General features: G+C 48.0%; 9 protein-coding genes. 5 read left to right on the top strand and 4 right to left on the bottom strand.

Annotation, left to right across the window (positions count from 1 at the left end):
* Positions 1-25: 25 nt before the first annotated feature.
* On the top strand, positions 26-1,159 hold the full coding sequence (locus LOZ80_RS09210; RefSeq protein ID WP_238171146.1) for a glycosyltransferase: 1,134 nt from the start codon (positions 26-28) through the stop codon (positions 1,157-1,159).
* Between the two features lie 10 nt (positions 1,160-1,169).
* Here LOZ80_RS09210 and LOZ80_RS09205 read toward each other — a convergent pair whose 3' ends face one another.
* Positions 1,170-1,667, bottom strand: coding sequence for a metallophosphoesterase family protein (locus LOZ80_RS09205; RefSeq protein ID WP_238171145.1), 498 nt, complete (start codon positions 1,665-1,667; stop codon positions 1,170-1,172).
* A gap of 114 nt (positions 1,668-1,781) precedes the next feature.
* On the opposite strand from LOZ80_RS09205, the gene LOZ80_RS09200 reads away from it, so the two are divergent.
* The gene (locus LOZ80_RS09200; RefSeq protein ID WP_443147057.1) at positions 1,782-3,083 is read left to right on the top strand and encodes an AAA family ATPase; all 1,302 of its coding nucleotides are present in this window, start codon (positions 1,782-1,784) and stop codon (positions 3,081-3,083) included.
* Between the two features lie 12 nt (positions 3,084-3,095).
* On the top strand, positions 3,096-4,823 hold the full coding sequence (locus LOZ80_RS09195; RefSeq protein ID WP_238171143.1) for a hypothetical protein: 1,728 nt from the start codon (positions 3,096-3,098) through the stop codon (positions 4,821-4,823).
* 352 nt (positions 4,824-5,175) lie between these two features.
* Here the strand turns inward: LOZ80_RS09195 and LOZ80_RS09190 are convergent, their stop codons facing one another.
* From LOZ80_RS09190 to LOZ80_RS09180, 3 genes are all read right to left on the bottom strand, one after another.
* Positions 5,176-5,856, bottom strand: coding sequence for a PIG-L deacetylase family protein (locus LOZ80_RS09190; protein ID WP_238171142.1), 681 nt, complete (start codon positions 5,854-5,856; stop codon positions 5,176-5,178).
* A gap of 42 nt (positions 5,857-5,898) precedes the next feature.
* Positions 5,899-6,267 (bottom strand): hypothetical protein, encoded by a 369-nt coding sequence (locus LOZ80_RS09185; protein ID WP_238171141.1) that lies wholly within the window; start codon positions 6,265-6,267, stop codon positions 5,899-5,901.
* Positions 6,268-6,518: 251 nt separating this feature from the next.
* Entirely contained in the window at positions 6,519-6,998 is a 480-nt protein-coding gene (locus LOZ80_RS09180; RefSeq protein ID WP_238171140.1) for a glutathione peroxidase, read from the bottom strand.
* Positions 6,999-7,181: 183 nt separating this feature from the next.
* Here LOZ80_RS09180 and LOZ80_RS09175 point away from each other — a divergent pair, with 183 nt between their 5' ends.
* Positions 7,182-9,344: a HelD family protein gene (locus tag LOZ80_RS09175; RefSeq protein WP_238171139.1), complete on the top strand. Its 2,163-nt coding sequence runs from the start codon at positions 7,182-7,184 to the stop codon at positions 9,342-9,344.
* Between the two features lie 303 nt (positions 9,345-9,647).
* On the top strand, positions 9,648-12,980 hold the full coding sequence (locus LOZ80_RS09170) for a CARDB domain-containing protein (protein ID WP_238171138.1): 3,333 nt from the start codon (positions 9,648-9,650) through the stop codon (positions 12,978-12,980).
* Positions 12,981-13,038: the final 58 nt, after the last annotated feature.

The following is a 13,038-nucleotide window of genomic DNA, read 5'->3' as shown; positions in this document are numbered from 1 at the left end:
AAGGGATAACCGGAGGTGATCTCGAATGAACCAACCGACGATTTCGCTTTGTATGATCGTGAAAGATGAAGAAGCGCAGCTTGCATCCTGTCTCCAAAGCGTGAAGGATTGGGTTACGGAAATGATCATTGTAGATACTGGTTCTACAGATCGCACCAAAGAAATATGCGAATCGTTTGGTGCCAAAGTATTTGACTATACATGGAACAACCATTTTGCTGAAGCTCGCAACTTCGGTCTTGCCCAAGCCAAAGGAGATTGGATACTCTATCTGGACGCAGATGAAGAGTTCGAACCTCTTCATGACTTTGCGCTGTTTGCGCTGTTCACACAGCTCACCCAAGAACAAGCAGCTATTCTTACTGTGCATTTAATTAATTATATTGGCGATCATCCAAATGAAGACGAAGCATTTCATATTGCTCATCCACGTTTTTTCCGCAATCATCTTGGCCTGCGGTTTCAATATCCCATTCATGAGACACTCAATGCGGAGCAAATCTTCCCTCAGCAGCACTTATCCGAGATTATGGGCCATATTCCCTTAAAACTGCTCCATCGCGGCTACATGCCTGCCATAACTGCTCAGAAGAATAAATATCAACGCAATATGGCACTGCTGAATCAAGAAGCGAATCAAGCATCTTCCAACCCCTGGGTTGAATATCACATCGCAAGCGAGTATTACAGAGTTCAGCAGTACGACAAAGCTTTCGAGTATGTGAATTTGTCTATTGTACGATTCATTCAGAGCGGCTTGATGCCGCCTTCTCTCCTGTACAAATTAAAGTATGCCATCCTCTTCAGCACAGGAAGCATAGATGGCGCGTGGCCAGGGATCGATAAAGCCATTGCGCTTTACCCTGATTATGTTGATCTTCATTTCTATAAAGGGGTCATTTTTTACTTGAAAAAGTGGGCTTCTAGCGCATTGGATGTATTCAATCATTGTTTATCAATCGGGGAACCAACGGGACAGCATTTGACCTTAAAGGGTGCCGGAAGTTTTCATGCTTGGTACTACATAGGTTTGTGCTGGGAGAGTCTGGAAAACAATCAAAAGGCTGTTCAAGCCTACCAAGCTGCCTTGGAGTTGTCACCAACCTATACATTGGCAGCGGAGGCTATCCAACATATACAAAAAAAGCAAAGCTTATGAGGGAATCCCCTTAAACTTTGCTCTCATAATAGAAATGTTCGGCATGTATCGTCTCACTTAGTTCGAGTATGCCGTACGAGTACTTGGGCTGTCTCCTTTTGTCCGTTGGAGAACCGGGATTAAACATCAAGATACCGTCGATGGTTTGCTTATAAGGAATATGGGAATGCCCGAAAATAACCGCATCCGGCCGCTCGGTTTGGAAGGCTTCTCTTGCTCGCTCTTCGGTTGTTTTGCGAAATCCATCTCCGTGAATGAGTCCTATTCGATACCGGCCAAGCGTCAATATCTTCCTCAACCCATAACGATCGATGATGTCTGGACCATCATTATTTCCTGCCACAGATTCACAAGGTGCTATCGCTTCAACTAAATCAATGACATGGTCACTCACCCAATCCCCTGCATGAATAATCAAATCTACACCCTGTAAACCACGTATAAGTTCATCTGGCAGCTTGGGGACCCTCGCTGATAAATGGGTGTCTGAAATAACGCCAATCCGCATGATGATCGCTCCTTTATATAAATACTCGCCTCTATTGTAGCATATTCGAAGTTTACGCGGCAGTTTGGTACAATGAAACATACGTACTTAACTACGCCAAGGGGGACAACAATGATGAAAGAACCCATCGTTATACAGAACAAACTAAGGGAAGCAATGGGACATCTCGAAAAAAGGTTTATGGAACGCGAAGAGCTTATCCGTGTCTTGCTCTTGGCTATTATGAGCGGAGAACATCTTCTGTTGGTAGGACCTCCGGGCTCAGCCAAATCACAATTAGCACGCGCCGCGGCAGAGCTGTTTGGGCAAGAGCCTTATTTCGATTATTTGTTGACGCGCTTCACAACGCCGGATGAACTATTCGGTCCTGTTTCCTTGCAAAAGTTGAAAAATGACGAATATATTCGACTTACCGAAGGTTATTTGCCAAGTGCTCGCTTCGCTTTCTTGGATGAAATATTCAAAGCCAACAGCGCCATCCTCAACTCGCTGCTGTCGGTCTTGAATGAACGAATCTTCTTCAATGGCCGTCACAAGCAAATCTCCCCTCTGCTCTTCTTAATGGCCGCCTCCAATGAATTGCCAGAAGATAACGAACAGTTAGCCGCTTTGTATGATCGCTTTCTGTTTCGCTTCGAAGTCGAATACGTCAAGCAAATATCCAGCTTCGAGCTGATGTTTCAAGCTCCTACCACACCGGTACCGGCCTTGTTAGCGACCGACATGGTCAAGCAGGTCAACCAGCAAGCGGCTGATGTCCAATTGCCGGAATCGCTCATTTATATGCTGTTCCAATTGAAAACGGCTCTAGAAGAAAAAGAATACGTGCTTTCAGATCGTCGCTGGCATAAGATTGGCCACACCTGGAAAATTTCAGCAGCCATACACGGACGTTCTGCCGTCAACGTTTGGGATACGGTGCTGACCCCTCATCTGCTTTGGGATTTCCCAGAAGATTTGGTTGACATCAGAGCGATCTTCGATACGTTGTTTCAGGACATGCTGAAACGAGAAATGGAGCAGGAACTCCCGCTTCTTACGTACAATTTAACTGTTAAAAAGTGGTTGGACAAAGAAGACGAGCTGCATGCCTTCCAATTCAAAAAAGAGATTGGCGGCGCTCTAAACAAAGATGCCGCAGAGCGTTTGAAGGCTACGACAGAAGAATGTCGAACGGAACTCGAAGAAACCGCACGGAGTCTTCGCGGCAGACTGGTTTCCTGGCAGGAAAAAGAGAAAAAATTACCGGAATGGATAGCGTCACAGTCCATTTTCCTGCAGCATCCTGATCAATATGCCGTGAAGTTCACTCATTTGCGGATTCAAGGCGAACGTATATTACAAACTATTCAAGGCTTATATCGCACCCTTTTTGACCGTGAGATACCAGGTATTGTTTACGACTATACGCTATAAGAGGTTACTCCTATGATCATTCGCTGTACACGAGTAGACAGATATGTGTTCGATGGCTATGTTCATTCATCGCGAGTTGCCCAAGAATGGATGCGTGAAGCCTTACGCCAAGCACCTTGGTTTACGTTGGAGTTGTTTGCCGACTTCTTTATGTGCTTTTATCTAACGAAGCCTGACATCGATGGCACCGCAGAGGAAACGTCCTTTCATCGCTGGATGATTCTGACGCTGCGCAAGCAGTATTTCTATGTATCCATCCATCCACGCACCATCGGACAGGTAAATGCTTCTTTCAAAACTGCGCTAAAGGCGCTGATGTGGCTGACAGAGTCCTACGAAAAAGAAGTGAAAAAACGTCAAAAAGAACAAAAAGACAGCGGCATTGGCCTGGAGAAAAAACAGCAGCAAAGCGGACAGGACGAAAACAACGTCAGCGAGCGGCTATCTGAGAAGCAGATCGAGAAGCTGCGTCTAGTCGGCTACACACTGCAGCAAGGCAAGCGCGCTGTCGAAGATAAGCAAGAAGCCGTTGATTCGCGGCCGCTGCTTGCGGAGGAGATTCGCGCGTTGAAGCAGCGGATTGCCGCGCTGCAAGACGAAATGCGCACCGAGTTCATGAAGCGCGACAAGCTGAAAGCCAAGCTGCGCAAGGCGGAAGAGGAACTCGACCGCCGAGAGCGGCAGCTGGACCGCATGAGCGCGCGCGAGCTCGCCGCCATGAAGCAGATCGAGGACGAGCTGGGCGAATGGCTCGGTCGAGCTTTGAAAGAGACGCTGTCCCTCGAAGAGACAGACAGCTTCAACGTCCACGAGCTCGTGCAAGCGAGTCAGCGGCTCGCGAACCGGCGCTGGGGCAGCGAGCTTGGCAAGCTGCGTCGACAGACGTTCGAGCAGTACGTGCAGTGGATCGAGAAGCTCAAGCGGAGCAAGGATTTGGTCGCCTTCCTGCAGGAAGTGGGACGCAATGTCCACCACCTGCGCGTGCAGCGCAAGAAGATGCGCTCCCCCTTCGTGCCGGAATCATACGATGATCTGCGCCAATCCGGCGATATCGCGCATTTGCTTCCAAGTGAAGCAAGTTTGCTGGCCGACGATGATTTCGAGCCTTATTTTCTATTCAAATGGATGGAAAACAAGCTTATGACTTACAACTACACGGGCTCGATTACGGAACCGCAGAAAGGCCCGGTCATCTGCATGCTCGATACCTCGCATTCCATGCGCGGCAACAAGCTGCGGCTGGCGCAGCTGTTCACGGCGACCTTCGCCTCCTTCGCGCTTCTTGAGCGGCGGGATTTCGTTCTGCTCCTATTCGGAGCGAAGGGCGAACTCATTGAGCATGTGCTGTCTTACAAACGTCCCGATTGGGAACGTTTCTATGGACTTGCTCAACTAGCCTTCGGCGGCGGCACGAATTTCGACGCTCCCTTAGAACGTGGCATGGCTATCATCCAGCACCAGCCGCAGTTCCGAGACGCCGACTTCGTGATGGTCACCGACGGTGTCGGCCAAATCTCCAAGCCGATTCAACATAGACTTGGTGTTCTCGGCCAAAAGAAACAGCTTCGCCTGCATTCACTCATCATTGGATCAGCCAGGCAGCATCTGGTTCAGACCTATGAAATCGTCGGCGTTTCCCATCAAGTGCGCTTCGCAACCGCTTGGGATCTTCAGGATCCTGTGAAGGATGAACTTTTACTGGATGTTTTTGCAAATCGTTCCTTGAAGGTACGCCGCTAACGCAAAGAGGTCTATTTCCAAAGTAGATAAAACTACTTTCGAGACAGACCTCTTTGCCCATGCTATTCGTAGGCATACCCTTATGCCCTTATTAATTCTTTGATCGTCTTCAACGAGACGCCTGTTTGGTGATATACCTCAATCAAGGTAGCTCGTGGATGATTTCGCATGAAATCCTTCACTTTGTGCGACTCAGCTATTTGCAACTGAAAGCAACTGTTACAGCGTTTCTGGTAACTCGTTATGAAAACTTGACCGCATTGTTCGCAATTGCAAAGTGTCATTCGTCCACACCTTCCTAGGCATCTACCAGCTTGCTGTATCTACAGATACAGCATTCGCAACGCCTTTCTCACTTGTGGGGGTCGCATACATTAGGCCACATCACGCCATCCTGCCAACCGAGGACAAATGCCTCCCACCGACGATTTTCCGGGAAGTTTGCCAGATCTCCGAATGATTTCTCAATCGCGATATGCTGCGTCGCATGCGCTTTTAGTGCGGCTGCTTTCATCGTCCACCAACGTTCCGTATCCACGCGAATGGAGGGTGTATGACCGCTCGCTATCAGCGAAGCTGAAGCTGTATAGTAAAGTTTGCGCACGCTCGGACATTCGCCGCTTAGCACAGCGGCCGTCGTGGCTTTGGAAATCGTCACATGATCAGGATGACCATTCCCGCCGTCCTCAGAGAATGTAAACAGGTACGCCAGTTCATGCTTCTGAATAAAAGCAATAACACCAGCGACTAATGCCTCAAAATCAATTGTTGCCAGTTGACCATCCGGCCACCCCAAATGCTCAATATGAGCAATGCCCAGTATCCCTGCAGCTACTTTCATTTCTTCCTCACGCAGCCGCGCTAATTCCGTGCGATCTTTGGCCCGCTCCAAGCCTTGTCGGCCTGCGTCGCCACGAGTTGCCAGCAATAAGGCAGGAGCTTCCCCCTTGTCTGCAAGTTCGCGAATAAGAGCAGCGCTAAGAAAAGTTTCATCATCCGGATGTGCATAGATAAATCCATATCGAGTCCCCATATGTTCACACTACTTTTCATTGAATTTGGTAAAATCATTAGATTATGTAAAATCAGCTGGCGGATATCTTTTTTCTATCCGATAAATAGCCTGATCCAGCGGTATAAGAGACTGTTCTTGTTCTTCACTATCCCATAAATACACGAGGTTTGTCCACGGCTCGGCACTGCCAACTTCCAGAACAAAACAAATCCCCTGTTGCTCAGCTACTTGTTTCCAGTCCTCATCCCTGCCGTTAGCCGTTTGAAGTTGAATGTCTGCCAATCTCAGTTCTTCAATAATAGCAAGCAAGGCTTCAGACCTATCCGAAAAAGGAGTTACAAGGAGTACCACAGCCGATTCATTTCCCATGGAACTAAAGTGTGTTAATTCCTCTTCCCAGTTTCTTTGGTTTTGACGTTCATTTTGCATCTTCGCACCTTCCCCTTCTCAACGAGATAAAAAAACGCGCCGGACCTATGGTCCTGCGCGAATTGTATCCCGCAGGGAGGCCAACGCGAAATGCGTTAGCCCACCCTGATCATTCCAGGTATGTGCTAACGCCTATCAAAATAATGAAATTGTACGAACCGAATACGAGTTGTCATATGATTCGACTCCTTCATGTCATAATTAACCTGATTATAACGAGCAACCTGTCTAGATGCAACTATCTTTTTGGCCTAAGCCAACAAAGCCTCAATATCCGGGGTAATTTCAGCCGGTTCTGTCCGTGCTCCGTACTGTTTAACAACGTTGCCATTCGCATCAATTAAGAATTTGACGAAATTCCACTCAATTTCCCCTGTACGATAAGGCTCTGGGGTATGGCTTAGCAAATAGGTATACAAAGGATGTGCGTTCTCACCTTTGACATCCAATTTAGCAAACAGCGGAAAAGTTACGTTATAGTTGAGCTCGCAGAAGCTTTGAATTTCTTCATTCGTACCTGGCTCTTGACCAGCAAATTGATTGCAGGGGAATCCAAGTACAACCAAACCCTTATCTTCGAACTGCTCGTACAAACTTTGCAAGCCTTTGTAATGAGGAGTCAGTCCACAAGCACTCGCCGTATTCACAACAAGCAGTACCTTGCCTTTATAAGCAGAAAGCGACTTCTTCTCACCGTTAATCGTCTCAACCTCGATATCATATAGGGACATATTCTCTACTCCTTTATACATAATAACTACAAGTCCCAGTATACCATTGTTTGCCACTGACACCCAAATGTCGTGAGGACGGTTTAGCTTCCCATATACTGACAGGTATGATATATTGTTTACCTGTTTATTTCGAAAATCATTCGTTCATAAACAACATCTGATCTTAGGAGGTAACTGATCTTGGACACAAAGACTCAAAGTGCCTATCAAGAAGAATTGCAGCGTCTTGAGCAAACGAATACCGAAATCGATAAACAACTTGCACGGCTTCGAAGCACACCTGTTTATTATGGACCGGATTTAACGGAACAAGCTTTGGAGGTTGCTCGGGAGAATGGCCGCCATAACTTGACCAAGGCGATAGACGAACCGTATTTCGGACGTCTTGATTTCCAGGAGAATGGCATGGCTGAGGCGAATCCACTCTACATTGGCAAATCCGGCGTCGAAGACGAACGCAATGGTCAACTGCTCGTCATCGATTGGCGTGCGCCCGTTGCAAGCCTATTCTATTCATTTACTGGCGGACTCGATGCCGCATCGTATGATTCCCCGGATGGCCTCATTGAAGGCCTCGTTTATTTGAAACGAAACCTCGTTGTCCGCAAACAAATTTTGCAGCGGGTCGTGGACACGTATGATCGCACAGAGGACTCTCTATCTGTTGGTGATGAGTTCCTGCTTTATCGATTAGGTGAAAATAAGGATAACAAGCTGCGTGATATCGTTTCCACGATTCAAGCAGAGCAAGATCGTATTATACGTGCCGTCAAAAATACGGCATTAATCATTCAAGGAGTTGCCGGAAGCGGTAAAACAACCGTTGCTCTTCATCGCCTTGCCTTCCTCCTTTATCAATACCGGGAACAAGTGCGCGCGGAGCGGATGATTATTTTTGCGCCTAACTCCATGTTCCTTGATTATATTTCCGGTGTACTGCCAGAATTGGGTGTGGGAAATATTCAACAAAGCACTTTCACGGATTGGGCGCTTGATGTGCTGGATCACGAAGTCACGATGGCTGATCAGGCGTTGACCCTGCAAACTTGGTTCTCCCTAGGAAGCAAAAGGCCCCCAGTTGACGACCAGGCGCCCGGCAGATTCAAAGGATCTATGGCATTCAAAATGTACTTGGAAGATTGTCTGACCAAATTCGAAGCCTCTTACGTGCCTACGGTGGATTTCAGCCCCTGGGACGGAGCCAAGCTGCCGATTGCCTCTATTCGCGAGTGGTTTTTCGTTGAAAACAAACACTATCCACTTGTCAAACGACGTGAACGGGTCGTTGCCCGTATCAAACGGTGGATGGACATGCAGCTTGATAAGATTTGGGAGCAAAGCAAGAAAAAAGAACTCAAAAAGAAATCAAGTCAAAAGCTGCGTACCTATTTGACGGGTTGGCCTGAGCATTCTGCCTTTACCTTCTATAAAATGCTATTTTCAGACAAAAGCCGTCCAGATAGCCTTCCCGTTGATTTGCTAGCACAGATACCAGCGTCGATTATCACTGCATCCCTGAAAAACTTCAAGAAAAAAGAAGTGCAGTTGGAAGATCTTGCTCCACTCCTTCATATCCATACACGCTTGTACGGCATCCCCTCTGATCGGCTATTCGACCATGTTGTTATTGATGAAGCACAGGACTTCTCACCTTTCCAGGTTGCCGTGCTTGATAGTTATACTAGAAATAGCTCCTTTACAATCCTTGGCGATTTATCACAAGGGATTCATGCCTATCAAGGCATTACCGACTGGAAGGAATTTTCCAGTTTATTTCCGGCAGATGCAACCGCATATTTCGAACTTGAACGCAGTTATCGTTCTACGATGGAAATTATCCAGTTTGCCAATACTGTCTTGCAACGCGGGGTCGAACATCCGCTCCTTGCCGTACCGGTTTTCCGCAGCGGCAACAAGGTTCACGTCTTGCAGACGGATCTCAAAGGTAGGCTTCCGCTGCTTCTACGTGCGATTGCTACACTGAAACAAGGCAGCTCAAGTACCATAGCTGTTGTTGCCCGTACCGAGAAGCACGCGCTGGAGCTGCATGAGGCATTGACCGAAGCCGGTATCGAAACGAATCTCATTACTTCCAAACAGCGTGTCTATCGCGGCGGCATATCCGTCCTCCCTGTCTACCTCACCAAGGGATTGGAATTCGATGCTGTTCTGCTGATGGATGTTACGGCTGGGCATTACGAAACGAGCTTGATGGATGCCAAGCTGCTGTACGTCGGCTGTACTCGGGCCCTGCACGAACTGTGGTTGATGGCTCCAGGCGAGCTGTCTCCACTCGTTTCTATCGAAGACGAGGAGATCGTAACGACAAAGGCTCCTGCTTAATCTAATGTGTGACTAAACGCATACAAAGAAATATGGATTTACCTCTTTACAACTAACAAGCTGACGCTGGAACTTATCCGGCGTCAGCTTGTTTCGTTTTTCGACACTTAAACTGGTTTCATATACCGTAATAAAACACACCGAATGCGTAGCACCGTGCATTGAGTTCAAGATGCAGGGCCCCTACAATTAAGTAATTACTGGAAGTAATCCCTTAGTTTTACTGATCGAAAGGAGGTGATTTGAGCAACAGGTTGGTTCTCGAGTTAAGCAGTTCGATATGAACAATTTGAGGAGGAATGAATGTTGAATGGAAAGCAATTTATGAGTTCAAACAAAACAGCCAAATGGTGTTGTATGGTCATTCTAGTTCTGGCCATACTGCCACTCTATGCCAGCTTCAGTTCCGCTGCTACCAATCTGGCGGCGGGCAAGGTTATGAGCGCCAGCAGCTATAATCAAACGTATGCGGCAGGCAACACGAATGACGGAAATCCTTCAACGTACTGGGAAAGCGCCAATAATGCTTTCCCTCAGTGGCTTAAGGTTGATTTAGGCAGCGCGGCCTCGGTCAACCAAGTGACCCTCAAGCTGCCAGCAAGCTGGGGAAGTCGCAATCAAACGGTATCCCTCTTGGGAAGCAGCGATGATGTGACTTATACAACTTTGAAAGCATCGCAAACGTATACATTTGATGTCAATAGTGCCAACACCGTGACAATCGTGTTTAACGCTGCGAGTGTTCGATATCTCAAACTCAATTTTACCGCCAATACCGCCTGGCCAGCCGCCCAACTCGCTGAATTTGAAGTGTACGGCGACGCGGTAACTCCCAATCCTACACCTACGCCTACGCCATCTCCTGGCACAACCACCACTTATCAAGCAGAAAACGCAGTATTAAGCGGCAGCGCAGCCGTTACGACGAATCATACCGGTTACCAGGGTACAGGGTTTGTTGAGGGCTACTGGGCACAAGGCGCAGCCACCACCTTCAACGTGAACGCAGCCTCAGCCGGCTATATGGATGTAGCCCTGCGTTACGGCAATGGATTTGCCGCTTCCAGCATATCGCTGTATGTCAATGGCACGAAGGTTACACAGAGTACCCTGCCTACTACTAACAGTTGGGATACTTGGCTGACCAAAACAGAAACCGTATATGTAACGGCTGGCAGCAATACGATCGCCTACAAATATGATGCAGGAGATGGGGCCAATATTAACCTGGATCAAATCACCGTTAGCGCTTCCAGCGCTCAGAAACCGGATCTCACGGTAACGAATATAGGCTGGGCGCCAAGCGGAACCCTTACAGAGGGGGCGAATGTGACTTTTCAAGCAGAAGTAACGAATTCGGGTACAGCCGCTACCGCCAATGTGCCACACAAAGTTTCATTCCGTATCAATGGCAATGAAATTGCAAGCGGTACAGCCTCTACGAGTATCGCCATCAATGGGAAAACGACAATAACGGCATCAAGCCCTTGGCTATCCTCTTCGGGGTCGTACGCCATCGTTGCTGTTGTCGATTCGGATAACACGATCAATGAATGGAATGAAACCAATAATTCCTATACCAAATCTTTAACAATCGCGCCACTGCCAGGACCTGATTTAATTGTGCAAAATGTGAGTTGGTCGCCAAGCAATCCGCAGCCTGGCAATGCGGTAAGCTTCACGGTAACCGTGAAAAACCAAGGAGCCGATCCAGCGAATGGCGCTATTGCCGCTCGCGCAGTCATTGGTTCAACCACGCTGAACGGCAGCTTATCTGGCGGGCTTGCAGCAGGAGCTGTAGGTACTGTCAGCTTATCAGGATCTTGGACGGCTGTGAATGGATCAACACCGGTCACAGCAACCGTCGACCCGGCTAATACCATAGCTGAAGTAAAAGAAACGAACAATACCTTCAGTAGTTCGATCGGAGTTTCCACCGCAGGGCCTGCGCTGCCATACGCAGAAGTTCAAGCCGAAGATGCGGTCACCAATGGCACCATCATCGGACCTGATCGCTCCTATCCTAGCTTGGCTGGCGAAGCATCGGGACGCAAAGCGGTAACGCTAAGCGCTCAAGGACAATATGTAGAATTTACAGTCCCCCAAAATGCGAATTCAATCGTGATGCGCTACAGCATCCCTGACAACGCAGCCGGTACGGGCATTACAGCACCACTTGCCTTATACATCAATGGCGTGAAACAATCCGATTTAACGCTTACGTCCAAGTATGGCTGGATCTACGGCGGTTATCCGTTTAATAATAATCCTGTCGATGTCCGCCCCCATCATTTCTATGATGAAGTAAACCGTTTGGTCAGCCAAATGACGCCAGGAACCAAAGTCAAAGTACAAGTGGACTCTGGCAACAATGCCGGATCGTATACAATTGACTTGATGGATTTCGAACAAGTTGCACCAGCAGCGACTCAACCAACAGGCTCCTTATCCTTAACAGCAGATTTTGGCGCAGATCCGACAGGCGCTGTCGATGCAACAGCCGCAACACAAAATGCGGTAAACACCGCTTCCGCCCAAGGCAAAGTTCTATGGGTGCCGCCTGGCACCTATACCATCAACACGCAAATTCTTGTTAATAACGTAACGATTCGCGGTGCAGGTATCTGGTACACTAAATTCCATTTCACAAGCTCAACAGGGAATAGCGAAGGATTCTATGGTAACTATGCGCCAAATCCGAGCACGAACGTCCATCTCTCCGATTTTGCTATTTTCGGTGAGGTCATGACGCGGATTGACAATGATCAAATTAATGGCATCGGCGGAGCTTTAACGAATTCCACGATCAGCAATCTTTGGATTGAGCATACCAAGTGCGGAATGTGGCTGGACGGACCGTTCGATAATTTGAAAATCAGCGGCGTACGCATTCGCAATCAGAATGCAGATGGAATTAACTTCCACAAAGGTGTCACGAACTCATCTGTCACCCAATCCTTTTTCCGCAATACGGGCGATGACGCTCTGGCCATGTGGAGCGATTCAAGCGGCAACGCCATCCCTAATGCCAACAATGCTTTCACTTTCAATCGTGTAGAGTTGCCCGTTCTCGCTAATGGCATCGCCTTGTATGGCGGTACCAACAATGATGTTACCGACAATTATGTTGCTGATCAGCAAGCGGAAGGCGGCGGCATTCATGTCGGAAATCGATTCTCTCCGGTTACGCCTGTCAGCGGCATCACCCACATATCGCGCAACACCATCATTCGGAGCGGTTCGAGAGACTACTACAATGGTTGGAATTTCGGCACAGGCGCGCTCTGGTTCTTCGCGTTGGATCAGCCTTTGAATGGAACCATTCTTGTGGAAGACAACAAAATCATCGACAGCAATTATGAAGCGATTCACTTCATAGGCTCAAACATCAGCAATATTACTTTCAATCGCGATCAAATTATCGGAACTGGCACTTATGCGATTGAGAATAGAGCTAACGGAGGCTCCGTCACCTTCAACAACGTGACAGCTACGGGCTTGGGCAGAGGCAGCTATTTTGGCAATGCCAATGGCTTTACCATTGTTCAAGGACCTGGCAATTCAGGATGGAGTGCAACTCCTGTCCTGATCGATCCTTATCCTACACCTGTTTATTCACCTGTTGTCTATCCATAGCGCAAAAAGCAGCTGCCAAAGGATCTAATTCCTTTGAGCAGCTGCTCTTTTGGCTTCT

This window comes from Paenibacillus sp. HWE-109 (genome assembly GCF_022163125.1).
Taxonomy (GTDB): Bacteria; Bacillota; Bacilli; order Paenibacillales; family NBRC-103111; genus Paenibacillus_E.
The sequence above is the reverse complement of the archived record's forward strand: the minus strand, read 5'-3'. Positions and strand labels throughout refer to the sequence as shown.

Excerpts from the sequence above, each read along its gene's own strand:
- LOZ80_RS09210 (WP_238171146.1), top strand. The coding sequence starts at position 26 with ATGAACCAACCGACGATTTCGCTTTGTATGATCGTGAAAGATGAAGAA.
- LOZ80_RS09205 (WP_238171145.1), bottom strand. The coding sequence starts at position 1,667 with ATGCGGATTGGCGTTATTTCAGACACCCATTTATCAGCGAGGGTCCCC.
- LOZ80_RS09200 (WP_443147057.1), top strand. The coding sequence starts at position 1,782 with ATGAAAGAACCCATCGTTATACAGAACAAACTAAGGGAAGCAATGGGA.
- LOZ80_RS09195 (WP_238171143.1), top strand. The coding sequence starts at position 3,096 with ATGATCATTCGCTGTACACGAGTAGACAGATATGTGTTCGATGGCTAT.
- LOZ80_RS09190 (WP_238171142.1), bottom strand. The coding sequence starts at position 5,856 with ATGGGGACTCGATATGGATTTATCTATGCACATCCGGATGATGAAACT.
- LOZ80_RS09185 (WP_238171141.1), bottom strand. The coding sequence starts at position 6,267 with ATGCAAAATGAACGTCAAAACCAAAGAAACTGGGAAGAGGAATTAACA.
- LOZ80_RS09180 (WP_238171140.1), bottom strand. The coding sequence starts at position 6,998 with ATGTCCCTATATGATATCGAGGTTGAGACGATTAACGGTGAGAAGAAG.
- LOZ80_RS09170 (WP_238171138.1), top strand. The coding sequence starts at position 9,648 with ATGTTGAATGGAAAGCAATTTATGAGTTCAAACAAAACAGCCAAATGG.